Consider the following 24,361-nt stretch of genomic DNA (forward strand, 5'->3'; position numbering starts at 1 on the left):
CGAAACGGTTCGTCCCCATTCCCTGCTATTCGAAGGCTCGGACGCCCTCGACCGTGACGATCTTGCGGAATTCCTGCAATAATCGCGTCGTGATCGGCCCCGCGTGCCCGGCCCCGATCGTCCGCCCGTCCACTTCGCGTACGGCGATGACTTCGGCGGCGGTGCCCGTGAAGAACGCTTCGTCGGCCGTATACACGTCATGCAGCGTAAACGGCTCTTCCTTCAGCGGATACCCGAGCTTGGCGCACAGATCGATGATGGCCCCGCGCGTGATTCCCTCCAGAGCCCCGATGTAGCAAGGCGGCGTGTAGACGACTCCGCGTTTGACGATGAAGATGTTGTCGCTCGAGCCCTCCGCCACGTACCCTTGGGAATTCAGCATGATCGCTTCGCCGACTCCCGCGAGGTTCGACTGGATCTTCACCAGGATGTTGTTGAGGTAGTTCAGAGATTTGATCTTCGGGTTCAGCGCGTCCGGAAGGTTCCGGCGCGGGCTGACGGAGACGGAGCGCAAGCCTTCGCGGTACGCTTCCTCCGGGTAGATCGACAGCTCCTCGACGATGATGACGACGAACGCCTGCGGGCAGCGGGTCGGATCGAGTCCCAGGTTGCCCGGGCCGCGCGATACGACGAGGCGGATGTAGCCGTTCTTCATGCCGTTCTTGCGGAGCGTCTCCACGAGCGCGTCCTGCATCTCGGCGTACGACAGCGGAATGTCCAGCATGATCGACTTCGCCGAATCGTACAGCCGGTCGAGATGCTCCTTGCAACGGAAGATGTTCCCGTCGTAAATCCGAATCCCTTCGAAAATCCCGTCCCCGTACAGGAAACCGTGATCATATACGGAGATTTTTGCATTTTCCTTGGTGACGAATTCGCCATTCAGATAAATCCATTGCTCCGACATGCTCTCTGACACCTCCGGTAATTTAGCCCTCGTAGGGATAGCTCGGGTATGAACCCAGTATGCGAACCTGGCAGCCGATCGCTTCGATCTCGGCGATGGCGGCAGGAAGCAGAACCGTATCCAGGGACATCTCGATATCGATAAAAAAGTAATAGTTGCCCAGCTTCTTCTTCGTCGGGCGCGATTCGATCCGGGACAGGTTGACGCGGCGCCAGGCGAAGGCCGACAGCACTTGATGCAGAGCCCCCGGATAGTCCTCCGGCAGCGTGATCAGAATGCTCGTCTTGTAATGCGACGCGCCCGGCTTGTCGAACGGCTTGTCGCCGACGAGCAGGAAGCGGGTATAGTTGTTGTCGTGGTCGGTGACGCCCTCTTGGAGCACGTCGAGGCCGTAGTCCGCGGCGGCGGTATGCGTTCCGATGGCCGCCCAGCCGAGCCCCGGATTCGCGTGTACGGTCCGGATCGCTTCGGCGGTGCTGCTTAGCGTCTCCAGCTCCGCGTGAGGCAGACGGGATCGCAGGAACTCGTAGCATTGCGCCATCGCCACCGGGTGGCTCAGCACCTTCGTAATCTTCGAGGGGTCCCAATCTCCGCCTTCGGCTCCCGTCAGCTCGGAGCGGCGCCCGACCAGGTTCTGGATGGCCGGGAACACCCACTCGGCGCGGATCGGGAGATCGACTTCGTGCACGAGCCAGTCCATGTGCAGGCTGACGGAACCGTCGATCGTGTTCTCGATCGGCACGACGCTCCAGTCGGTATCGCCCCGGGCCGTCGACTTGAAGACGTCGGCGATCATCTTCTGGTACTTCAGTTCGACGGGCACGCCTTGGAAAAAGTAACGGGCCGCCTCGTCCGAGAACGTCCCCTTCGGCAGCACGGCCGCGGTCGGCAGCTTCGTCATCGGACGGCCACCTCCGCTCCGTCATCCGGCAGAAGCCGTTCCGGGCCGAAGCCGAAGCCGGGGTCGCCTGCGTCGAGAACGATGGCTTCCGCTCCCTTCGCCCAAGGACGCAGCCATCTTGCCGATACCTGGATGCCTTCGGCCGCCATGACTTCGGTCACGAAGCCGACCATCCGCTCCCGGTCGCTCTTCTCGCGGTCGGCCAGCAGCAGCAGCGTCGGCCCCGCTCCGGACAGGACGGCGCCGAGCGAACCGTGGTCGGCCGCTTCGCGCAGAATCTTCTCCATGCCGGGGACGAGAGCCGCCCGGTACGGCTGGTGAAGCCTGTCCCGCATCGCGTGGCGCAGCAGGCCGAGATTGCCCGTCGCCAGCGCCGCCGTGAGCAGCGAGCTGTGGCTCACGTTGAACACCGCGTCCTGCATGGAGACGCTCTCCGGCAGCACGTTGCGGGCCTTCTTCGTCGACAGCTCGAACTCCGGAATGACGACGAGCGCCTCCAGCGCGGCTGGAGGGTCCAGCCGGACCGCCTCCGCGCGGGTTCCGTCCCAGGCGGCAGCCACGATGCCGCCGAACAGAGAGGCCCCGACGTTGTCGGGATGGTTCTCGATCTCGCTCGCCATCCGGAACAGCTCGTCGTCGCCCAGCGGCTCGCCGATCAGCTTGTTGGCGGCGACGAGCGCTCCCACGATCGCCGAGGCGCTGCTCCCGAGTCCGCGTGTCAGCGGGATGTCGCTGCGGATGCCGATGTGCAGCTCCGGCAGCTCGACGCCGGCGCGGCGGAACACCTTCTGGGCGACCTCGTAGACGAGGTTCGTGCGGTCCGTCGGAAGGCCGTCCAGCCCGTCTCCCAGAAGAGCGACCGTCGTTCCCTCTTCCGGCGTCGATGGCCGAAGATCGACCCAAGAGAATAAAGATAAGGCCATGCCGAGCGTGTCGAAGCCCGGTCCCAGGTTGGCCGTGCTGGCCGGCACCCGGACGACGGCGCGGCCGCGCGGGGCGCCCGCCGTCTTGATCGCGATGCTGCTGTTCAAGTCCATGATCCTGTTCCTTCCTTAGCCTTCCACCCGGTAGACGCTCTTGATCGTGCGGATCGCCGGCAGTTCCGCGAATTCCTTCAGCACTTGGTTCAAGGAGGCCTTGTTCGCGTTGTGGGTCGTAATGATCAGCTCGGCCCCGTGCTGGTCCGGCGCGGCCGGCTGCATGACCGATTCGATGCTGAGCTCGTAGCGGGAGAACACCTGAGCGATCTGGGCGAGCACGCCCGCGCGGTCTTCCACGTGCAGAAGAAGGAAGTACTTCGACGCGATCTGCTCGTCCGTCTTCAGCTTCTTCTCCTTGTAAGCGAGAGCCGCCTGGCGGCCGTTGACGCCCAGCTTCGAGTTCTTGACGACGGCGACGAGGTCGGCGACGACCGAAGTGGCGGTCGGCATCTCGCCGGCGCCCGGCCCGTAGAACATCGTCTCCCCGACCGCTTCGCCGTAGACGTACACCGCGTTGAACACGCCGCCGACCGAAGCGATCGGGTGGCTCTTCTTCACCATCGTCGGCTGCACGCTGACGCTGATGCAATCGTCCTGCCGCTCGGCGATGCCGAGCAGCTTCACTTCGTAGCCCAAGCGCTGCGCGTAGCGGATATCCTCCTGGGTGACGGAGCTGATGCCCTTGACGTCGACGTCCTCGAGCGCCACGTTGGCGCGGAAGCCGAGCGTCGACAGGATCGTCATTTTGCGGGCCGCGTCGAGCCCCTCCACGTCCGAGGTCGGGTCGGCTTCGGCGTAGCCGAGAGCTTGCGCTTCCTTCAGCACATCCGCGTACGCGGCGCCTTCCTGGCTCATCTTCGTCAGGATGTAGTTCGTCGTGCCGTTCACGATGCCCATGATCTTCGTGATCCGGTCGGAGGAGAAGCCCTCGATCAGCGTGCGAATGATCGGAATGCCGCCGGCGACGCTCGCTTCGTACAGGACGTCGCAGCCCTTCTCGCTCGCCTTGGCGAGAATCTCCTGGCCGTGCAGCGCCATCAGGTCCTTGTTGGCGGTGACGACGTGCTTGCCCCGCTCCAGCGCCTCCAGAATGTATTCCTTCGTGTTCGCGATGCCGCCCATCACTTCGACGACGATGTCGATCTCCGGATCGCGGACGATCTCCCACGGGTCTTCCGTCAGCTTGGCCGGATCGACGTCGATGCTGCGCGCCTTGGCGCGATCCTTGACCAGGATCTTGGAGATGGAGATCGGCGAGCCGACCTGGCTCTGCAGATCCTCTTGATGGCCTTCGACGATACGGACGACGCCCGTCCCGACGGTGCCGAGGCCGAACAATCCTACTTTGACTGGCTTCATGCTGGTCCTATCCTCCTCGTTAGCTGCGGCCGACGACGATTGCTCTCTTGACGCCTTCCAGCGATCGCAATTGCTCTACCAATTCATTCAAGGGGCCGGAATACCCCGACGTATCCAAGGTGACGACGACGTTGGCCATCCCCTGCAGCGGAATCGACTGGGAGATGGTCAGCACGTTGCCTTGGCTGCGCGCCAGCATCGACAGCACGGCCGACAGGACGCCGGAGCGGTGCTCCAGATCCATCGACAGCGTCGCGATGCGCTCCCGGTTCGCTTGCTCCAGCAAATACACGCCGTCCTTGTACTTATAGAAGGCGCTCCGGCTTAGGCCAACCCGCTCGGCCGCTTCGTGAACCGTCGCCGCCTCGCCGCGCCTTAACAGATCCTTCGCTTGTTCGGTCTTGAGGATGCCATCCGGCAGCAGGTCCTCGCGGACGACGTAGTAGCGTTCCGCCATCTTCCGTCCTCCCAGGAAAGACGAATGTTTACGTATAGTGGACATTATATCGGATCGAGCGGGCTGCGGCAATAGGCCGATGGAGAAAAAATAGGGAAACGATCGGCCGCCGGCGAAGGCCGAACCGCTCTCGGTCTCCGCTTGCACGCCTCGAATGCTTTATTTGCGATTATTTCGACGATTTGATTGAAAAAAACGCACGCGTTAAACCGCTGCAATCAGACTCTGCATAGTCCGATCTAGGCGAGAATGCGGAACTAACCTGGAAAACCGAGTCTGTATGCGAATTGGACAATTGCAGAAAAAAACCAACCGTTCTCCCCATCCCCGGTTGGTTCTTTGTGCTTCTCTATTTAACGATCCTCGAACAAATAATCGTCCTTGCCGCCCTCGAAGAACTCGAACTCGAAGTCCCCGATGCGGATCGTGTCCCCGTCCCGGGCGCCGCGCTTGCGCAGCTCCGCGTCGACGCCGATGTTGCGCAGAATGCGGCCGAAGCGCAGGACGGCCTCGTAGGAAGCGAACTGCGTCCGCTTCAGCAGCTTCTCGATCGATTCGCTCTCGACCACGTACACTTCGTTGTCGCGCGTAATCCGGAACTCGTGGTCGGACGGACGCTCTTCCATCCGATAGACGATGCCTTCGTCCTCGTCCGCCGTCGCTTCTTCGGCGACCTCCGACGGATCGGGCAGCGAGTCGAGCAGATCCGCCACCTTGTACAGCAGCTCGGGCACGCCTTGCCTCGTCAGCGAAGAGATCGGCACGATCTCGATACCCGGCCGAACCGCGTCGACCTTCTCGCGGAACGCGGCGAGCTGCTCTTCCGATTCCGGCATGTCCATCTTGTTCGCCGCGACGATCTGAGGACGCTCCGCGAGCTTCGCGTTGTACAGCTTCAGCTCCTCGTTGATCTTCTCCCAGTCGTCGAACGGATCGCGTCCCTCCATGCCGGACATGTCGACGACGTGCACGATGACCCGGGTTCTCTCCACGTGCCGCAGGAACTCGTGTCCAAGACCTACGCCGGCATGAGCGCCCTCGATCAAGCCGGGCAGGTCCGCCATGACGAAGCTGCTCTCGTCGCTCACCTGCACGACGCCCAGGTTCGGCGTCAGGGTCGTGAAGTGATACGCGCCGATCTTCGGCTGGGCGCCGGACACGACCGACAGCAGCGTCGACTTGCCGACGCTTGGGAATCCGACGAGGCCGACGTCGGCCATGACCTTCAGCTCCAGCGTCACCCATCGCTCCTGGCCCTCTTCGCCGTTCTCGGCGATGGCCGGCGCCGTGTTGGCCGGCGTCTTGAAGCGGGTGTTGCCCCGTCCGCCGCGCCCGCCCTTGGCGATGACGACCTCCTGGCCGTGACGCGTCAAGTCGGCGAGCATCTCCCCGGTATCGTCGTCGTACACGATCGTCCCCGGCGGAACGCGCACGATCAAATCCTCCGCGTTGGCGCCGTGCTGGGTCTTGTTCTTCCCTTTGACGCCCTTCGGCGCCTTGAAGTGCTTCTGATAGCGGAAGTCCATCAGCGTGCGCAGGCCTTCGTCGACGCGGAACACGACGTCGCCGCCCTTGCCCCCGTCGCCGCCGGCGGGGCCGCCTTCCGGGACGTACAGCTCGCGCCGGAACGCCACCAGCCCGTCCCCTCCGTCGCCGCCCTTCACGTATATCTTCGCTTTGTCCACAAACATGATGAGTTCACTCCGTTTAGCAAGTTATACGGCTCTCTCTTCGAGCGGGAAGGCGACGACGATCGTCCTTCCGGCAGCGGTCGCCGTCTCCGGATCGCTCCGATTCTCTTCCGTCAACCGTCCGAAGCCGTCCAGCACTCTCTCCAGCTCGGCGACCAGGCTGTCCTCGCCGGCGAGCCTGCCCTCGAAGGTCATGACCAGCCGAGCCTGCCGTTCTTCCGAGCGGAAGCGAAGCCGGAGCACGTTCTCTTCCTCGGAAGACGCCGCGGCCCGGAACCGCATGACGTTCACAAGGCCGATGACGGCCGACGTGAGCCGTTCGCCGTCCAGTCCGCGGTCCTTGACCCCGAACCCTTCCTCGACGTCGACTTCGAGACGCATCGTGTCGCAGACGGTGCGGAACGACAGGAAGAACGCCGCCAGCTTGGGCACTCCCAGATGGGAGATCCGGCTGTCCTGCTCCATCCTTCTTCTTATTCTGTCCACGACGGCGACCGCTTTATCGGGCTTGCCCAACCTTAAATAACCGTACAGGATTTGCAGCTCGTTCATCCAGTCGTGGCGATGATGGCTGAGCGTCTCGATCGCGGAATTCTGCATCAGCTCCAGCATTCTCGCGTGCCTCCGCCTCTCGGACCGGCGGTCCGAAGCGACGAACGCCGCCGCGGCTCCGATCGTCCAGACGACGAACAGAACGGCCGGCCACCCTTGGCCCTGCCAGACGAACATCGCCGCCGCCGGAATCAGCAGCGAGACGGCGGCCACGACGGCCCATACAATCGACTTCCTCGACATGATCGCGACTTCCCCGTTTCGTTAATGGTCGGACGGTTGGCGGACGGCGAGCCGGCCGGCGGCCTTCGCGGCCGTCTTGCCATGCTCGCCCGAACGACGCCCCGCAACGGCCGAGAACCCCGGCCTCACATGGCGGCCGGGGTTCTCTGGTGTGTCGGTATTAGCCTTCAAGAGCGGCAGCTACAGGAGCTTGCTCGACCGGATATACGCTCACTTTCTTGCGATCGCGTCCCCAGCGCTCGAACTTGACGACGCCGTCCACGAGAGCGAACAGCGTATCGTCCTTGCCGATGCCTACGCCCGCGCCCGGATGGATCTTCGTGCCGCGTTGGCGCACGAGAATCGTGCCGCCGCGAACGGCTTGACCGTCGGCGCGCTTCGCGCCGAGGCGCTTCGAACGGCTGTCGCGTCCGTTCTTCGTGGAGCCTACGCCCTTCTTCGAAGCGAACAACTGAAGATTCAGCTTCAACATGGATGTCAACCTCCTTCTTTACTTGGTGCCTTGCTTTATTCTCACGTACTTGCCGTATGTCTCTACGATGGATTCCAGCGCGACGACCATTCCTTCCAGCAGCAGCTGGACCTGGCCGTTCTTCGCCGCGTCTTCGCTCTCCGGAGCGCTCGCCGACAGCCAGCCCGACTGCATCTTCGCTTCGGGGACGAGTCCCGTCAGCTTCTCGATCGCATTGACGGTGCCGACCGTCACGGCCGACACGCCCGCGCAGACGATGTCCTTGCCGGGATCGGCGTACCGAGCGTGACCGGAGACGGAGAAGCTTCGAATCCGTCCGTCAGGACCGCGAACGATCGTAACCGTGACCATCAGTGGCTCGTCCTTCTTAAGCCTTGATGCTCTCGATCGTCACCTTCGTGTACGGTTGACGATGGCCTTGCTTCTTGCGCTCGTTCTTCTTCGGCTTATACTTGAAGACGATGATCTTCTCGCCTTTAACGTGCTTCTCGACTTTAGCCGTGACGGATGCGCCGGCTACGAGCGGAGCTCCGGTTACGAAGCCTTTGTCGCTGGAGACGGCCAGAACCTTGTCGAACGTCACGCTGTCGCCTTCGTTAGCGGAGAGCTTCTCCACGAAGAGGACGTCGCCCGCTTGGACTTTGTATTGCTTGCCGCCGGTCTCGATAATCGCGTACATGTGTGCACCTCCTCGTCTCTAAGACTCGCCTCGATGGGTGCCGGATGTCGCAGCGTTGAAGCAGCCAGGACAGCGCCGGTCTTCGATACCCGGTAAAGAGCGGTTGTAGCATGCAATTCCCGAAGGAGCGCTTTGCACGCACCCTAGAATTCTATCATAAGGAATCCGCGATTACAACCTATATCTTCGAACGGCAACAAAAATACCGGAAGCGATCTGCATCGTTCCGGTAAGCCTCCGCGAAGGTCGGGCGAAGGGCTGCATGCGTTGGTTACGACATGCGTTGGTTACGACTTGCGGAAGGGAGCCGCCGCCGTTCGGCCGATGTCGCGAATGAGAATCCCGACGTCCTGGGCGAAGTTGCGAACCGGATGCCCGTCGAGAGGCTTCAGGCTCTGCGCGTGGATCGACTGAATCCGCGCATGAAGATTTTTATCGGCGGTCACATGGACCCGGTAGCCGGGCTTGAACGTCTGAACGCTATGACGCACGTCGTTCTCGACCTTCGCCCGATTCTCTCCGCCCTTCACGTCGATCCCGATAATCGCCTCCCGGCCGTGAACGAGAACCGTCGTCTTCCGGACTCCCTTGACGTTCGCCACGTGGCGGGAGATCACGTCCGAGGTCTGCTTGTCGAAGGCGGAAGGGACGTTCTGGACGCGGGTCTTGGCGCCGGTTCGGTCGCCGAGCGGCTTCGCCTTGTATTGGTTGGTCTTCACGCCGTCCTGCTTGGCGCACCCGGTCCCCGCGACGACGAGCGAAGCGGCCAGCAGAGTTGCTCCGATCAGCTTGTGCATTTTTATCGCCTCCTGACGCTTAAAATGCGCGGCGGAAGCGGTTTGCATGCGGCGGAATCCTCGTTCCCCATTTTTCCCCTATGAAGCGCCGCTGCCTATGTAGCCGAAAAAAAAAGGAAGTCGCGCCCCGCAATCGGGGCGCGACTTCCATCAAGTCATCAGGCGAGCGAACACGACGAGCCGTTCCTCGTGTTCCCGCCGGGCGCGGTTGAACTTGCCCGTGCACGTAATCAGACAGAGACGGGCTTCGTCGGCCGGACCGAATATCCGCTGGATCGGAGCTTCGGCCGTCTTGAACGACTCGACCGAGGTGATCTTGAACACGAGCGCCTTGCCCTTCGAATTCGTGACCACGATCGGGTCGCCCGGCTTGGCCTTCTTGAGCGGGTAGAAGACGGCGGGTCCCGTGTGGCTGTCCACGTGGCCGGCGATTACCGCGTTGCCCTTCTGCCCGGGCTTGATTCCCGGCGACAAAATTCCGGTCACGTGCGGGGATTCGGGAACGTCCATGCGGCCGTTCTCGAGAACGCCGACCTGTTCGACGCGGGCGTCGATCCGAAGCGTCGGGATGACGACCCGGTCCGGCGTGAACGCCAGGCTCTCGAAGGACCGGCTTGGCGCCGGAGCCGCCGGCTTCTCCGCGGCGGCGCGAGGCGCCGGCCGAGGAAGCGGAGACGGGGGGGGAACCCCCTGGCGCGGGGAATGGCGATTCCCGCGCGGGAGAGCCCGGAGCGGAATTCCCGGGACCGAGACTCCCTGGAGCGGAATCATCCGGAACCGCGGAACGACCCGGAGCCGCGCCGATCCCGTGCGCTCTCGCTTCGGGCGGGCGCGCAGATCCCCCGTACGACTCGGCAGTCGGCGCCGGGGTCCGTTCAAGCTCCGAAGGCCCGGCGCCGCGATCCCCGCACCCCGTCGCGATCGCAATCGCCGCCATCCAAACGAAGAGAAGGGATGATGTCCTCATAGTCCTCGTTCCTCATGCCGATGCCGTCGTCTCTAACGTCCAAGAAGAGGGTCGCCCCTCTTCCCGAATGCAGCAGCCTTTACTCGCTCGTTCCGCCGTAACCGGTCTTGGGAAGAGCTTTGGGAGTGATGCTTTTCGCGCGAAGCTTGCTTCCGCCGAGCGCTCTCGGCTTCGCCTTGCTCTTGGCGTGAAGCTTGTGCTTGCCCGTGCTCTTCGCATGCAGCTTGTGCTTGGCCGCGCTCTTCGCATGCATCTTGTGAGCGTGGGTTTTGTGCTTCTGATCCGCCGGAGCGGCAGACGCGGACGCGGATGCGGCCGTCAACATCAAACAAGCGGACAACAACGCGATGGCTGCCTTCTTCAACGCGAATTCCTCCCTAAGAGTTCATTGGGGGTGCTCTCCCCGAATCTTAGAGTAAGCCATAACGCGTTGATCGATACTTGTCAGGTTATGGCCTCCAGCGCTCGGGTTGCTACCGGATGTAGATTTTCCCTTTGCCCTTGCACGCCGCGCAAGTCTCGTAGAAGTAGCTCTCGACGTTGGCCCTCGCCTTCTTGCGGGTGATCTCCAGCAGACCGAGCCTCGTCCACCCGAGCACCTGGCACTTCGTCCGATCCCGCTTCATCGAGTTCTCCAGCTGCTGCACGACCTGGTGCCGATGGTCCTCCGTCTCCATATCGATGAAGTCGACGATGACGATGCCGCCTACGTCCCGGAGCCGGAGCAGGCGGGCGATCTCCTGCGCGGCTTCCATGTTCGTGCGGAACACCGTCTCCTCCAGATCGACCGTCCCCGTATACTTGCCCGTATTGACGTCGATCACCGTAAGCGCCTCGGTCCGGTCCCAGACGAGGTAGCCCCCGCTTCGCAGCCAGATCCGGGGCTGGAACGCCTTGCTCAGCTGCTCGTTGATTCCGAACTTGTCGTAGAGCGGGACGGATTCCCCGTAGAGCCGGATCCGGTCCTCGAGAGACGGAGCGGTCCGGCGCAGATAGGACGCGGCTTCCCGATAGGCCGCCTCGTCGTCGATGACGAGCTCCTCCGTGTCCGGGGTGAACACGTCCCGCACCATCCTCTGCACGAGGCCGAAGTCCCGGTGCAGCTCCTCGGGCGCGGCCGCCGCTTGGCCCCGCTCCCGAATGTCGTTCCAGACGCTCCGCAGCGCCTGCAGATCGTCCTCGAGAGCTTCCAGGCTCTCTCCTTCCGCGTTCGTCCTCAGAATAATGCCTTCGCCGGGCTCCCGCAGCTGTTCGGCCATGTTCTTCAGGCGCGACCGTTCCTGCTCCTGCTCGATCTTCTTGGAGACGCCGACGTAATCGGCGTGGGGCATGTAGACGAGCCAGCGGCCCGGCAGCGAATAATGGGTCGTCACTCTCGCTCCTTTGCCCCCGAGGGGTTCCTTCATCACCTGGACGATCGTCTCGTCCCCGGGCTTCAGCAATTCGGAGATCGAAGGCTTGTCCTTCGGCTGTTTGTCCAGATGCGGATGAAGAGCGTCGTCCACGTACAGAAAAGCGTTCTTGGCCAGTCCGATGTCGACGAACGCCGCCTGCATGCCCGGAAGAACGTTCACGACGCGGCCCTTGTACAGGTTGCCGACGATCGAGTGGCCCTCGGACCGTTCCACGCTGAATTCCGTCAATCTTCCGTCTTCCAGGAGAGCCGTATGGGTCGCGTTGCGCGCGCAGTGGACGAACAGCTGCTTCATGCCTGCCTCCCGTCGATGCTTATTTCCTCCATTCTACATGAAAAAACGCAAATCCGCATGCCCGTTCGTCAAAGAACGGAGAAAACCGTCGATTAATTGCCCCTCGGGCACGACGCGGTTGATCTTCCCCTGCTTCATGACGTAGACGAGATGGTAGCGTTCCTTCATAAGCAGCTTGACGACCGCGGATGGCGGACGATGCTCGGAGACGACGATCGGCTGGGCGAGCGTGCCTGCCCCGATCCGCCCTTCCGACCTTCTCGCGCGATGGACGAGGAAGCGCAGGAACACGAACGGAACGTTGCGCCGGTACGTCCAGTTGGATGCGCACAGGAACGAACCGACGATCAGCAGATTGAAGTGGGGACGCCCTCCGTTCAGCAGAGGATAGACGGAACCGGCAACGGTCGCGGCGCTGAACAGCAAGCTGATTCTCATACTCCACAGCAGCGTGCGGTGATACGGAATTCGCAGGCTCATCCAGCATTGAACGAGCTTGCCCCCGTCCAGCGGCAGGATCGGGAGCAGGTTGAACAGGGCGATCGTCGCGTTGGCCGTCGCGAATCCGTCCGCCCAAGAGCCGTCGACCCACCCGGCCCACCCGGCGGCGAAGGCGGCGGCGGCCAGGAAGACGTTCTGCAGCGGTCCGGCGATCGCCACCAACGCCTCCTCGCGCGCGGGCACCGTGCCGGCTTCCTCCACCTCGAGCACGCCGCCGAACGGGAGCAGCTTCACCTCTCGGATCGTCCAGCCGAAGCGCATCGCCATCGCCAGATGGCCGAGCTCGTGCAGCAGGACGATGCCGAACAGCGTGACCGCTTCCGTCAATTGGCCGGTCATGACGGACAGCAGCATCAGCAGCACGAATAGAGGATGAAGCTTGAAGGAGATCCCCCGCCATTTAATCAAAAGGAACCACTTCCGCCGGATCGAGAGTTTGGCCGTCCCGCTTGACGGCGAAGTAGAGCGTCCCTTCTCCTTCGCCTCCGGCGGAGGAGGAGGCCAGCTCCCCGAGCGCGGTTCCGGCTTCGACCCAATCGTCCGGCTGGACGGCCGGATTGTCCACGTTGCCGTAAACCGTGACGATCCGGTTCGCATGCTGCACCAGAATCGTCGCGTAGCCCTGCTCGCCGATCGTCACCTGGGTGACGCGTCCCGTGTGGACCGCGATGACGGGCGTTCCCGCCGGAGCGGCCAGCCGGACGCCGGTGCCGTCCTGGGCGAACGTCTGCACGACCCGCCCGGCGATCGGCGGCACGGTCTCGTTCCGGCTCCAAGCGGCCGACACCGCCTTCGAAGGGTTCTGCTGCTTGAAGATCGGAAGGAAGGCGGGCGTCCCGCCGAACGTTCTCTCGTACCAAGCCTCCGCGGCGGCGAAGTTCATGTCCTGGGTCACCGTCCGGACGGCCCAGGCTTCGGCCGCCCGGCTGCCCGGAAGATCCAGGCGGGTCCACCCCCATCCGGCTCCCAGCAGAACGGCGGCGACGGCCGTCCGGATCGTCAACCCGCGGACGAACCGGCGCAGGAAGGTTCCCGGCCCCCCCTCGGGCGGCTCCTCGTCCCAGCCGGAGCGGCCCGACAGCCCGCGGTAGGGGGAGAGGCTCGACAAGGAGCCGATCGGTCCCGTCCCGGAAGGCCGCCCCGGCTCGGCGCCGGGCTCGCGGACGGAATCCGGCCGGGCGAAGACGGTGCGCGGAGGCGTCGCGTCGTTCGCGGCGTAACCGCCGCCGTTTCCGCCGGCGCCGCTTGTTTTTCTCCCGTATTCGCTGCGCTGCTTCTCCTTCCACCACTTCTCGGGGTCGGGCTCTTCTCTCTCCGATCGATCCCGCACGGAAGAGGAACGCAGGTAGCCTCCTTCTCCCGGCGCGAAGCGCGCAGCCGGTTCCGGCAGCTCGCCCGGCGCGGATTCCGGCCACGGATCGGGCATCGGGCTTATTCCGGGAGGATACGAGCTTTCTCCCTCTTGCCGGCTGCCGTCCGCGCCGGCGAATTCCCCGCGATTTTCCCGCGACTCGTCCGCCAACCTCGAATCTTCCTCGTACCTCCCGAACAAGCTCGGCGTCTCCGGCTCGCGACTCCCGTTCTCCGGACGTTCCGCCGTCAGCTGCCGAATCCTCTCCCGCCTGCGCTGGCGGACGTTGTTCCGCACTTCCATGGCCGCTTCCTCCCTTGTCCGCCTCTTTGTTATCACGATATGGCAAGCCTGGCGGGTTTAGACCTGTTGGGCGGGACGAACCGGGATCGCGGCGATCGGGCCGGGCGGCATAGGCGGGATGCCTGCCCAGGGGGACGAGAGCGCGCGAAAAACCCGCCGGGCGAACCCGGCGGGCTGGAGAACAAGTCGAACGGAGGCGATCGACGGCTAGTCGTCCATCGTATACTTCTCTTGATGCGCCCGGATGCTGAAGATCAGGCCGATCGACAGCATGTTCAGCAGAAGCGAGGTGCCTCCGTAGCTGATGAACGGAAGCGTGATGCCCGTGATCGGCATCAATCCGATCATCATCCCGATGTTCTGGAAGATCTGGAACACCATCATGGACGCGATGCCAATAATGATGAACGAGCCTCGCAAGTCGTAGCACTGGTAGGCGATCAGAATCATTCGGTAAATGAAAATAAAGTAGAGCAGCAAGAGGACCGCCGCCCCCTGGAATCCGAACTCCTCTCCGATGACGACGAAGATCGAGTCCGAATACGGGTACGGGATGAACTTGCGGTTCTTCGATTCGCCCTTCATGTAGCCGTCGCCGGCGAGGCCGCCGGAGCCGATGGCGATCTGGGCGTATTCGGATTGCCGCCGTTCGTCCGCGCTCGCCTCCTCGGGATGAATGAACGTATTGATCCGCTGATACCAGTGAGACTTTTCATGATCGTCGAGGTAATTCTTGATGTCCGTATTGAACGTGTTGAAGAGGGTGACGAACAGGATCAGCCCGCCGACGACCGCCACCAGGCCGATCGTCACGTACGTGTAGCGGACGTTGCCGATCCAGAGCATGCCGAGCACGATGAAGATATAGATCATCGCGTTCCCGAGGTCCGGCTGGATCATGACGAGAATAAACGGGACGAACGAGACGGCGGCGATGGCCATGACGTCGGTCCGCATGCGGAGCGGGTCGCCTTGCCTCCGTCCGAGCACGGCCGCTACTGATAGGATCAGGATAATCTTCATGAATTCAGCCGGCTGGAACGTGAGGCCCCCTGGAAGCTCGAACCAGCTTCGCGCCCCGTTGCGGACGGGAGCGAAGAAAAAAACGGCGATGAGCAAAGCGATGCCCAACGCATACCAGACGTACCAGCTTTTCAGGAGCAGCCGATAATCGACAAGCACCATCAATAGAACGACGCCGAAGCCTACTGCGTAATAAGTCAACGTCTTGACGTCGAAGTGGTAATACAGCGGGTCGTTATGGGTCGCGCTTCGCACGACGAGCGTGCTGATAACCATGAACGCGACCAGAATAAGCATCATCAGCCAATCTATCTTCTTGAATCGGTTTAGCAAGGGGGATCATCCCATTCCGAGAAACTTCTTGACCCGCCCGAACATTCCGCTCTTCTCTTCGAGCTGCATGAGAGGAACCGTCTCTCCCAGAATGCGGCGGGCGACGTTGCGATAAGCGATAGCGGCGCGGGAGGACGGGTTCATCACGGTCGGCTCTCCCAGATTGGCGGACTTGATCACGATCTCGTCGTCGGGGACGATGCCGATCAGATCGATGGCGAGAACTTGGCAGATATCGTCGATCTCCAGCATGTCGCCGCTCTTCAGCATGTTCGGGCGAATGCGGTTGATGATCAGCTTGGGGGATTTGAAGCCTCTCTGCTCCAGGATGCCGATGACGCGGTCGGCGTCGCGGACGGCCGCGTTCTCGGGCGTCGTCACGACGATCGCCTGGTCGGCCCCGGCCACCGCGTTGTCGAAGCCCTGCTCGATGCCGGCCGGGCAATCGATGATCACGTAGTCGTAGTCGGGCTTCAGATCCTCGACGATCTTGCGCACCTGCTCCGGCGTGATGTCATGCTTGTCCTTCGTCTGGGCGGCGGGCAGCATGTAGAGCTCGTCGAACCGCTTGTCCTTCACGAGAGCCTGATTCAGCCGGCAGCGGCCTTCCGCCACGTCGATCAGATCGTATATGATGCGGTTCTCGAGCCCCATGACGACGTCCAGGTTGCGCAATCCGATGTCGGTATCGACCATGCAGACTTTGCGTCCCAGCAGCGCCAACGCCGTCCCCAAGTTCGCGGACGTCGTCGTTTTCCCCACGCCGCCTTTGCCGGAAGTGACGACAATCGCTTCTCCCATCGTTCTACACTCCTTTGAAAAACATGGCTTCCTTGCGGTGATGATGCAGATGCGTCAGCTTGTCGAGTTCCATGACTCCGTCCCGCAGATAAGCGTATTCCATCGTCGGCTCGGCCGACGCCCATTCCTCCGGAGGGCGGCTGATGACCTCCGCGATCCGCAGCTGGGTCGGCGTCATGAGCGACGCCGCGATAATCGCGTTCGCGTTGCCCTCGCAGCCCGCGTGGGCCGTCCCCCGCAGCGCGCCCATAATATAAATGTCGCCCGTGCAGAGGACCGAACCGCCGGGGTTCACGTCCCCGAGCAGCAGCAGATGGCCCTCGTGGCGGACGGTCTGACCCGACCGCACGATTCCCGTCATCGTGCGCATGACGTTGCGCTGCGCTTCGAGCTCCTCCGGCGTCGGATCGCTCTCGATCGCCTGCACGAGGAAGTTCCCCTGCCTGCGGATGGCGGCGCGCAGCCTCTCCTTGTCCTCTTCGCCGATTCTTCGCGAGCCGAGCTTGACGAAGACGTGCACGATCGGCCCGGTCAGCTGCTGCTCGTGCTTGTCCAACTTCTCTTGCAATTCGTCCAGAAGCGCCCCGAATTCGCACCGGTCGTCCAGCAGGAATACGAGGCCTTCCTTGGTGCCTTTGATCGTTATGGCCGTTTTGACGCTCACCTTCGTCCGCCCCTCCCCATGCTATATAACATTCTGCCGGACGAACCTGAATTCCTGCCGGCCGCGCGGAGGAACGGTACGGAACGTCACCCGGCGTTCTCGTCGGAAGCCGAGGCGGCCTTGAGCATCCAGCGGCGGACGGGCAGATAGAGCGCGAGAGCCAGCGCCACCTGCAGGAGCAGCGTGGGGACGATATGCCAGTAGACCGCGAACCCGTAGCTGTCCGACGTATATTGGAACAGCCGATAGACGAGATAGATCAGCGTGTCGAGGATGGCGCTGCCGACGCCGACGGCGAGCAGCGTGAAGCCGATCGTGCGGGGCCTGCGGTCGGAGACCAGCCCGATCAGGTAGCCTAGCAGAGCCATGAAGTATCCGTAAGAGCCCATCAGATGTCCGTAGAAAAGCAAATCTTCGAGAAGGCCGAAGCCCAGGCCGAACAGGAACGCCGGATGCCGGCCGCCGAACAGGGCGACGAACACCGACATGATGAACGGCAAGTTCGGCAGCAGCCGCTCGCTCCACGCGTCCGGGACGAGCCAGGGCAGCACCGAGGTCTGAATGAGCAGAAGCGCCAGCGTCAACAGAATCGTCCGATTGATGCGAACCTTCGTCACGGGGCGTCCACATCCGGAGCGTCCACATCCGGGGCGATGACGACGAACACGTCGGTCAGATGGTCGAACTTGGCGGCCGGCTTGATCGCGGCCGTATGCGTCAAGCCGAAGTCCCCTACCTCGTTGCTGACGACGGTGCCGATAATGATTCCCATAGGCAGAACGTTGCCGAGTCCCGACGTGACGATCAGGTCGCCTTCCTTGACTTCGGCGTTCTCGTCGATTCTCGTCATCTGAAGCACGTTGTTCTCCTTGTCGTAATCGACGATGCCGAACGTCTGCTCCTCCCGGCCGAGCACCGTCGCGGAGATCGAGATCCGGTCGCTGGACGTCGGATCGAGCTCCGTGATCGGCATAACCGTCGACGTGAACTCCGACACTTTGCTGACGAGGCCGACCATGCCGTCGACCGACGTCACGGCCATCTTCGGCTTGATGCCGTCGTGGGCGCCGAGGTTAATCTTGATCGTCTTGTCGTAAGGGTTCGAGCTGTTCGCCACGACTTGCGCGGGAATGTATTTATAATTATATAATTTCTGTTGCCGTTCTTTGAACTCGAGCGCCTTCATCAATTGCTTGTTCTGATTCTCGACCATGTTGTAATGGATCTTGTCTTGCGTATATTGGGCCACCGTCCGTCTAAGCTCTTCGTTCTCCTTATACACATCGGAAAGCCGGCCGAGGTCGCGGAAAAATTCCGACACTGCCCCGACCGGCCGGTACAAAGCCCCTTGGACCGTCCCGAACGCGTCGTTGACGAAGCGTTCGGGCCAAGTCAGTCCGGTACGTCCCGATGTGAAGCCCAGCATGGCGATAAACAGGATCAGCCCGATCATGAGAATGAACAAGCGTTTGTTGCGCATTATCTTAAAAATAACCGATCACCTGCTTTCCCTTCCCCCATCGGGCTCCGATCCGAACGCTATCAGCGCCTCTTCGAGCCGGATCCGCCCTTGGAGGATTTGAACAAGTGAATATTCTCGAGCGCACGGCCCGTGCCGATGGCCACGCAATCGAGCGGATGCTCGGCGACGATGACCGGCATGCCCGTCTCGCGCGCCAGCATCTTGTCCAGGTTGCGCAGCAACGCGCCGCCTCCGGTGAGCACGATGCCCCGGTCCATGATGTCGGCGGACAATTCCGGAGGACACTTCTCGAGCGTTACCTTGACGGCTTCCACGATGGCGTTCACCGTATCGGACAGAGCTTCCGTAATCTCGTCCGAGGTGATGGCGAGCGTCTTCGGGAGACCGGAGACGAGGTCGCGTCCGCGAATCTCGATGGATTCGACCTTGTCGAGCGGAAGCGCCGAGCCGATCTCCATCTTGAGCTGCTCGGAAGTCCGCTCGCCGATCATCAGATTGTACAGCCGCTTGATGTACTGCATGATCGCTTCGTCCATCTCGTCGCCGGCGACGCGGATGGAGCGGCTCGTCACGATGCCGCCGAGAGAGATGACGGCGACTTCGGTCGTGCCTCCGCCGATATCGACGACCATGCTGCCGGTCGGCTCCCATACCGGCAGATCGGCGCCGATCGCGGCCGCGAACGGCTCCTCGATCGTATACGCCTCGCGGGCTCCCGCTTGCTTGGTGGCGTCCTCGACCGCGCGCTTCTCGACGGCGGTAATGCCGGAAGGCACGCATACCATCACGCTCGGATGGCGCGGCGGGAACGAACGCTCCTTCTGGGCTCTGCGGATGAAGTATTTGATCATCGTCGCGGTCGTCTCGAAGTCGGCGATGACGCCGTCCTTCATCGGGCGGATGGCCCGGATGTTGCCCGGCGTGCGGCCGATCATCTTCTTGGCGGCTTCGCCTACGGCCTCGATTTTTTTCGTATCGGTACGCAGGGCGACCACGGAAGGTTCCCTAACGGCGATTCCTTTGCCTTTGACGTATACAAGCGTGTTTGCGGTTCCAAGGTCAATGCCCAGATCGCGCGTAAATCCACCAAACATATGCTGCTACCTCCTGTTGGGACAATCCTTATTATTATATTACAAGCGTCCGGCTTCCTTCAAACTAATATAGCGATTGTCACCGATTACCAGGTGGTCGAGCAGCTCGATGCCGATCAGCTCGCCGGCTTCCGCGAGGCGGCGGGTGAGCTGAATGTCTTCCGGGCTGGGCGTCGGATCGCCGCTCGGGTGGTTGTGCGCGCACAGAATCGAAGCGCTGCTCCGGCGGATGGCCGCCCGGAACACTTCCCGGGGATGGACGACGGAGGCGTTCAAGCTCCCGATGGACAGCGTCTGGCGGCCGATCACTTGATTCTTCGTGTTCAGGAACAGGCAGACGAAGTGTTCTTCGCGAAGATGCCTCATCTCCTCCATGAGCAGATCGGCCGCGTCCTGCGGACGAGTGATCTTGACCATGTCGGGCAGACGCGACCGGGCCACCCGGCGCCCCAGCTCGATCGACGCCTGAAGCTGCAGCGCCTTGGCCGGGCCGATGCCGCGGATGTGCGTGAGCTCGTCCCAGCTCCGCTCGGCGAATCCCCGAAGGCCGCCGCAGTCGCTCAGGATGCGCTCCGCCAGCCGGACGGCGGATTCGTCGCGGGTTCCCGTGCGCAGGAGGATGGCGAGCAGCTCCGCGTGGCTGAGCGCGCCCGCGCCGTGCCTCTGCATCCTCTCCCGCGGCCGTTCGTCCGCCGGCACCTCCCGCAGCATATACGATCGGGGAGACCGTTGTTCCTTCTTAAGCTCCATCGCGCAATTCCCTCTTCTCGGTCTTCCGCGTCGGCCGCGGGTATCGGCTTAGGGTCGTCCGGACATGTCTTCGCGCGGGCGTTACGGCAGCGAGACGCCGAAGGGCTCGAGCATCTCGGCCAGCAGGGAGAGAGGGAGGCCGACGACGTTGAAGAAGTCGCCTTCGATGCCTTCCACGAGAAGAGCTCCCTTCTCTTGAATGCCGTAGGCGCCGGCCTTGTCCATCGGCTCGCCCGTGGCGACGTATCTGGCGAGCTGAACGCTCGAGAGAGGCCGCATCCGCACCTTCGTCGAGCGGTGGGAGGTGGCCGCCTTGCCCGTTCCGAGCTCGAGGCAGGTTACGCCCGTATAGACCTCGTGGGTTCGCCCGGAGAGTCGCTCGAGCATGCCGAGCGCGTCTTCCTCGTTCTTCGGCTTGCCCATGATCTCGCCTTCGAGAGCGACGATCGTGTCGCTTCCGACGACGATGAAGGATTCGCCGGCCGGCGGCGCTTCCATCGATTCGGCGACGGCCTTCGCCTTGCGCAGGCTCAGTTCTTCGACGACGCGGGAGGGCGTCCAGCCGGGCGGCGTGCTCTCGTCGGCGAGGCTCGGGCGGACGAGAACGGGGAGGCCGAGCGTCGCGATCAGCTCTTGTCTTCGCGGAGAAGAGGAGGCCAGCACCAGAGTAACCGGGGATATAGAATTAGACGTTGCAAGCATCGATCAAGTTCCTTTCGATTCGCCATTTTCTTTACGTTCGCGTAATAATTCCTTCCATGCTGCGTCCCAACGCCTGAGGATCGCGGATCCTCTCCGCGATGCCGTCTCGAACGCCGGATCGCCGCGATTACATTCTGCGGTAAATCCAGATCGCGGCCGCGGCTCCGACGATGCTGAGAAGGCTGATGTTCAAGCCGATCTGGATATGGTAGTTCAGCACGAGCAGATCGGCGGCGGGAGACCAATCGACCTTGTACGTCTTGGTCAGGAAGTCGAGGCCGGGAACCGCCTCCAGCCATCTGGAGACCAACGCTCCCGCCAGAAGTCCGATAAACACGAGCAGCAGCAAAATCCAACCGTTTTTCTTCACGATTCAACGTCTCCCACCATTTTCTGACACTTGTGAATTCATTATACGTCCCCCCGGCAAGGTAGACAATGCACAAAACGAAGACAGCCCCCGGGAGGAGGCTGTCGGGACGATCGGCCTATGGCGCGCGCTTCTTCGTCTTCGCCCCGGTCCATCTCGAAGGAGGCGGACTCCGCTTCAGCCCGCCTGGCCGGCCAGAGAGCGGATGGCCAGATCGGCGAGCGCCGCCTTCATGGCCGCGGACTGGGCGTTCCACAGATGCGCTTCGGAAGGCTTGTCGCTGTATTTGTTGATGGCCGACACGGCGGCGTTGAGCTGCTCCGTCTCGTTCTGAACCGCCTTCGCGAGCGGCTCTTCCCACTCGCCCGCGGCCTTCCCGGCTTCCAACCAGAGCTGGTGCGCCGTGCGGATCTTCTGGACGCCGGTATCCTCCCCGGAGCCGGCGAGAGCCGCGGACGTGAAGGAAGCGATCTTGGCGTACAGCTCCGAGCCGAGAGCGAGGAAGTTCGCCTTGCTCTGGGCCTGCTTCAAGCCGGTCAAGCGAATCTCCGGACTTGCGACAGGCTTCAAGTACACTTCCGTGCCGGCTAGCCGGTCTGCCAACGCCTCGGCTTCATCCTTACTCGACGCGATGCCGGCGTAGACCCGGTAGCCGTCCGACGCGTCGGAGGCGGAAGCGAGCCCCTTGCCGCTCAGCTGGCTCGCCGCCTCGTTCATGCTCTGCTCGGTGCGGAACACGCCGTACTGCAGCAAGTAGACGGCAGCGCCCGGGGCCGCGGCGGCTTCCGTCGCGCCGGCTTTGCCCGGCGGCGTCTCCGCTGCCGCCGGGGGCTTCGCCGCGGAGGCTCCCGCTCCGGCATTGCCGGCTGCGCCGGCAGCGCCGGCACCGGTCGCAGCCGGCGCGGAAGCTTCCCCGGCCGGGAGAGCCGCCGCGGGCACCGCGCCGCCCGTCGGATCGGAAGAAGGGAACAGCGGCTCGCCCGTGAACAAGGTCAGGAGCAAGTAGCCGAACAGCCCGCCCGTCGCGATGGCCCCGACGACCGTCGCGATCACCCGCCACCAGGACGGTCCTTCCTGACGGGAATAGCGGGTTGCCGCCCCCCATTCCGCTTCAAGCTCGGGGATACCCTCGTCGTCGATCTCCTCCTCCGGGTCCGGCTCGTCCGTTCGCCGCGCGCCGGGGAACGGGATCGTGCGCCCCATCCGGCCGGACGGCGCCTCTCGGACCGAACGCTCCGCGGGGGCGGGATACGCGCGGCGGCCGAATCCGGCGATCGTCGTCTCTTCGTCGCCCCGATCCTCTATCTCCTTCGTTCCGCCGGCCCTGGCCGAACGCGAGCCGTCTTCCATCGACGCCCGGGCGCCCCGGACCTCTGTCTTCCGCCCGTCCCGGCTCTCCGTCCCCCGCTCGTCCTCCTCGACTTCCCGGACAGCGGGCCGGCCTTCCCGGGCCGAATGGCCTTCCGATTCGGCGGCCCTCCGCCGATTGCCTTCCGCCGAAGCCTTCGCGGGCTGCCGGATAATCTCTTCCAAAGCGCGGATATCGTCCTGATAGGGGCTGCTCCACGCGTAATAGTCGTCCGTCGGGGGACCTGCGGCGGGCTCCGGCGTCTCCAATGTCTTCCGCTCGATCGGTTCCGCCTCGCTTCGGTTCGGAATCCGGGCCTGCTCCCGCTGCCGCTCCGGCTCCGGCCTCGCGGGGGGCGCCCCGTCGAAGCGGAACGTCATTCTCGCTTTTGGCTGCATCCATCCGTCTCCCCTTGTCCCTTAATCTAGTAACAGCCTATGACGGACAAGGCGTAAATATGAGAGACGATCGGTTCAAAAAGAAAGCCGCCCCTCCAAGGTCGACTCCCTTGAAGAGGCGGCGTTCCCGCGGTCGCGTTATCCTTCTTCCCGCTCCCGCAGCAGCCGGGCGAGGCTGTCCGCGGTTTTCCAGATGTCGCCGGCTCCCATCGTCAGCACGAGATCGCCCGGGGCTATCTTGTCCGCGAGCAGGTCCAGCACTTCTTCCTTCGTCGGCACGTACGAGACGTTCGGATTGCTGTTCGCCGCAATCAGTTCGACGAGCCGCTGCGAAGTGACCCCTTCGATCCGCTGCTCGCCGGCCGGCGAGTAGATGTCGGTGATGATCACCTCGTCCGCGTCCTTGAACGCCCGGCTGAACGCGTCCAGCAGGAAGAACGTTCTCGTGTAGCGCTGCGGCTGGAACACCGCGATGATCCGCTTGCCGGTCGCCTTCGCGGCCAGGATCGTCGCCTCGATCTCGGTCGGATGGTGGGCGTAGTCGTCGATGACCAGCATGTCCCGCGATTCGCCGAGCACTTGGAACCTGCGCTTCGCGCCGCGGAACTCCACGATGGCATCGGCGATTCGCTCGAATTCGACGCCCGCTTCCAGGCAGACGACGACCGTCGCGAGCGCGTTGTAGACGTTGTGGCGGCCCGGCACCGACAGCCGGACTGTCCCCAGGGTGCGCCCTTCCCGCAGAACGTCGAACGAGGCCACGCGATCGCCAAGGACGACGTTGGCCGCCATGTAATCCGCTTCGCCGTCGATCGCGTACGTGATCGTCCGGGTCGCCGACGCGCTCGGCAGAATGGACCGCACGTTCTCGTCGTCCGAGCAGACGATCGCGCAGCCGCCCTCCCGGACGTTGTTCAGGAACTTCACGTAAGCTTCCTTCAGCTTGTTGAAGTCTCCCTCGTAATTTTCAAGATGATCCGGTTCGATGTTCGTGACGACGGCCACCGCGGGACGATACTGGAGGAACGACCCGTCGCTCTCGTCCGCTTCGGCGACGACGTATTCTCCCTTGCCCGCCTTCGCGTTCGTGCCGACGTTGACGATCTCTCCGCCGATAATGTACGTCGGATCCAGTCCGCACGTCTCCATGACGAGTGCGATCATGGACGACGTCGTCGTCTTGCCGTGGGCTCCGGCGACGGCTACTCCCGAGCGGTCGTTCAGCAGCCGGGCCAGCATCTGCGCCCGGTGCAGCGTCGGAATGTTGAGCAGCTCCGCTTCCTTGCGCTCCACGTTGTCCTTGGGCAGCGCCGTGGAGTATACGACCAGATTCGCTCCCCGGACATGCTCCGGTTCATGGCCGATATAAATCCGCGCCCCCTTGGCCGCCAGCTTCTCCGTCAGCTCCTGCCGGGCCACGTCCGACCCGGTCACCTCGTAACCCATCTCCAACATGACGCGGGCGATCGCGCTCATGCCGTACCCGCCGATGCCGATAAAATGTACGCGCTCTTCCGTCCGCAACG

Annotated in this window: 27 protein-coding genes; all 27 read right to left on the minus strand. The window is 63.0% G+C overall.

Annotated elements, in window-relative coordinates:
• Positions 1-25: 25 nt before the first annotated feature.
• Complete coding sequence (gene ilvE / locus H7B90_RS13105; protein WP_185136335.1) at positions 26-907, minus strand: branched-chain-amino-acid transaminase; 882 nt, start codon at positions 905-907, stop codon at positions 26-28.
• Between the two features lie 22 nt (positions 908-929).
• Complete coding sequence (pheA, locus tag H7B90_RS13110) at positions 930-1,799, minus strand: prephenate dehydratase (RefSeq protein ID WP_185136435.1); 870 nt, start codon at positions 1,797-1,799, stop codon at positions 930-932.
• Between the two features lie 5 nt (positions 1,800-1,804).
• Entirely contained in the window at positions 1,805-2,845 is a 1,041-nt protein-coding gene (gene thrB / locus H7B90_RS13115; RefSeq protein WP_185136336.1) for a homoserine kinase, read from the minus strand.
• Positions 2,846-2,860: 15 nt separating this feature from the next.
• On the minus strand, positions 2,861-4,147 hold the full coding sequence (locus H7B90_RS13120; RefSeq protein WP_185136337.1) for a homoserine dehydrogenase: 1,287 nt from the start codon (positions 4,145-4,147) through the stop codon (positions 2,861-2,863).
• Between the two features lie 19 nt (positions 4,148-4,166).
• On the minus strand, positions 4,167-4,604 hold the full coding sequence (locus H7B90_RS13125) for an ACT domain-containing protein (RefSeq protein ID WP_185136338.1): 438 nt from the start codon (positions 4,602-4,604) through the stop codon (positions 4,167-4,169).
• Between the two features lie 353 nt (positions 4,605-4,957).
• Positions 4,958-6,295, minus strand: coding sequence for a GTPase ObgE (obgE, locus tag H7B90_RS13130; protein WP_185136339.1), 1,338 nt, complete (start codon positions 6,293-6,295; stop codon positions 4,958-4,960).
• 24 nt (positions 6,296-6,319) lie between these two features.
• Complete coding sequence (locus tag H7B90_RS13135) at positions 6,320-7,090, minus strand: Spo0B domain-containing protein (RefSeq protein ID WP_185136340.1); 771 nt, start codon at positions 7,088-7,090, stop codon at positions 6,320-6,322.
• Positions 7,091-7,250: 160 nt separating this feature from the next.
• Positions 7,251-7,562, minus strand: a complete 312-nt coding sequence (rpmA, locus tag H7B90_RS13140; RefSeq protein ID WP_185136341.1) for a 50S ribosomal protein L27 — start codon at positions 7,560-7,562, stop codon at positions 7,251-7,253.
• 18 nt (positions 7,563-7,580) lie between these two features.
• Positions 7,581-7,913 (minus strand): ribosomal-processing cysteine protease Prp, encoded by a 333-nt coding sequence (locus H7B90_RS13145; protein ID WP_185136342.1) that lies wholly within the window; start codon positions 7,911-7,913, stop codon positions 7,581-7,583.
• 16 nt (positions 7,914-7,929) lie between these two features.
• Positions 7,930-8,241, minus strand: a complete 312-nt coding sequence (gene rplU / locus H7B90_RS13150; RefSeq protein ID WP_185136343.1) for a 50S ribosomal protein L21 — start codon at positions 8,239-8,241, stop codon at positions 7,930-7,932.
• Positions 8,242-8,528: 287 nt separating this feature from the next.
• Entirely contained in the window at positions 8,529-9,038 is a 510-nt protein-coding gene (locus tag H7B90_RS13155) for a YhcN/YlaJ family sporulation lipoprotein (RefSeq protein WP_185136344.1), read from the minus strand.
• Between the two features lie 150 nt (positions 9,039-9,188).
• The gene (locus H7B90_RS13160) at positions 9,189-9,965 is read right to left on the minus strand and encodes a class F sortase (RefSeq protein ID WP_260411002.1); all 777 of its coding nucleotides are present in this window, start codon (positions 9,963-9,965) and stop codon (positions 9,189-9,191) included.
• Between the two features lie 119 nt (positions 9,966-10,084).
• On the minus strand, positions 10,085-10,369 hold the full coding sequence (locus tag H7B90_RS13165) for a hypothetical protein (RefSeq protein ID WP_185136345.1): 285 nt from the start codon (positions 10,367-10,369) through the stop codon (positions 10,085-10,087).
• Positions 10,370-10,478: 109 nt separating this feature from the next.
• Positions 10,479-11,714 carry an Rne/Rng family ribonuclease gene (locus tag H7B90_RS13170; RefSeq protein ID WP_185136346.1) on the minus strand — a complete coding sequence of 412 codons (1,236 nt, stop codon included), beginning with the start codon at positions 11,712-11,714 and terminating at the stop codon, positions 10,479-10,481.
• Positions 11,715-11,747: 33 nt separating this feature from the next.
• Positions 11,748-12,623 carry a M50 family metallopeptidase gene (locus H7B90_RS13175; protein ID WP_185136347.1) on the minus strand — a complete coding sequence of 292 codons (876 nt, stop codon included), beginning with the start codon at positions 12,621-12,623 and terminating at the stop codon, positions 11,748-11,750.
• On the minus strand, positions 12,616-13,869 hold the full coding sequence (locus tag H7B90_RS13180) for a peptidoglycan DD-metalloendopeptidase family protein (protein WP_185136348.1): 1,254 nt from the start codon (positions 13,867-13,869) through the stop codon (positions 12,616-12,618). Before H7B90_RS13180 ends, H7B90_RS13175 begins: the two co-directional genes overlap by 8 nt.
• Before the next feature lie 207 nt (positions 13,870-14,076).
• Complete coding sequence (locus H7B90_RS13185) at positions 14,077-15,225, minus strand: FtsW/RodA/SpoVE family cell cycle protein (protein ID WP_185136349.1); 1,149 nt, start codon at positions 15,223-15,225, stop codon at positions 14,077-14,079.
• A 6-nt stretch (positions 15,226-15,231) separates the two neighbouring features.
• Positions 15,232-16,026, minus strand: coding sequence for a septum site-determining protein MinD (gene minD / locus H7B90_RS13190; RefSeq protein WP_185136350.1), 795 nt, complete (start codon positions 16,024-16,026; stop codon positions 15,232-15,234).
• 4 nt (positions 16,027-16,030) lie between these two features.
• Positions 16,031-16,690 carry a septum site-determining protein MinC gene (locus H7B90_RS13195; RefSeq protein WP_185136351.1) on the minus strand — a complete coding sequence of 220 codons (660 nt, stop codon included), beginning with the start codon at positions 16,688-16,690 and terminating at the stop codon, positions 16,031-16,033.
• A gap of 86 nt (positions 16,691-16,776) precedes the next feature.
• A complete protein-coding gene (gene mreD, locus H7B90_RS13200; RefSeq protein ID WP_185136352.1) occupies positions 16,777-17,307 on the minus strand; it encodes a rod shape-determining protein MreD in 531 nt (176 codons plus the stop codon).
• Entirely contained in the window at positions 17,304-18,170 is an 867-nt protein-coding gene (mreC, locus tag H7B90_RS13205; protein ID WP_185136353.1) for a rod shape-determining protein MreC, read from the minus strand. Before mreC ends, mreD begins: the two co-directional genes overlap by 4 nt.
• A 62-nt stretch (positions 18,171-18,232) precedes the next feature.
• A complete protein-coding gene (locus H7B90_RS13210) occupies positions 18,233-19,267 on the minus strand; it encodes a rod shape-determining protein (RefSeq protein WP_185136354.1) in 1,035 nt (344 codons plus the stop codon).
• Positions 19,268-19,306: 39 nt separating this feature from the next.
• A complete protein-coding gene (gene radC, locus H7B90_RS13215) occupies positions 19,307-20,017 on the minus strand; it encodes a RadC family protein (RefSeq protein ID WP_246578539.1) in 711 nt (236 codons plus the stop codon).
• An 81-nt stretch (positions 20,018-20,098) separates the two neighbouring features.
• Positions 20,099-20,719 carry a Maf family protein gene (locus H7B90_RS13220; RefSeq protein WP_185136355.1) on the minus strand — a complete coding sequence of 207 codons (621 nt, stop codon included), beginning with the start codon at positions 20,717-20,719 and terminating at the stop codon, positions 20,099-20,101.
• Positions 20,720-20,846: 127 nt separating this feature from the next.
• On the minus strand, positions 20,847-21,089 hold the full coding sequence (locus tag H7B90_RS13225; RefSeq protein WP_185136356.1) for a DUF4321 domain-containing protein: 243 nt from the start codon (positions 21,087-21,089) through the stop codon (positions 20,847-20,849).
• 177 nt (positions 21,090-21,266) lie between these two features.
• Positions 21,267-22,835 (minus strand): SPOR domain-containing protein, encoded by a 1,569-nt coding sequence (locus H7B90_RS13230; RefSeq protein WP_185136357.1) that lies wholly within the window; start codon positions 22,833-22,835, stop codon positions 21,267-21,269.
• A gap of 138 nt (positions 22,836-22,973) precedes the next feature.
• Positions 22,974-24,359 carry a UDP-N-acetylmuramate--L-alanine ligase gene (gene murC, locus H7B90_RS13235; protein WP_185136358.1) on the minus strand — a complete coding sequence of 462 codons (1,386 nt, stop codon included), beginning with the start codon at positions 24,357-24,359 and terminating at the stop codon, positions 22,974-22,976.
• Positions 24,360-24,361 lie beyond the last annotated feature (2 nt).

This window comes from Cohnella xylanilytica, assembly GCF_014212175.1.
In the GTDB taxonomy this organism is placed as follows: Bacteria; Bacillota; Bacilli; order Paenibacillales; family Paenibacillaceae; genus Cohnella; species Cohnella xylanilytica.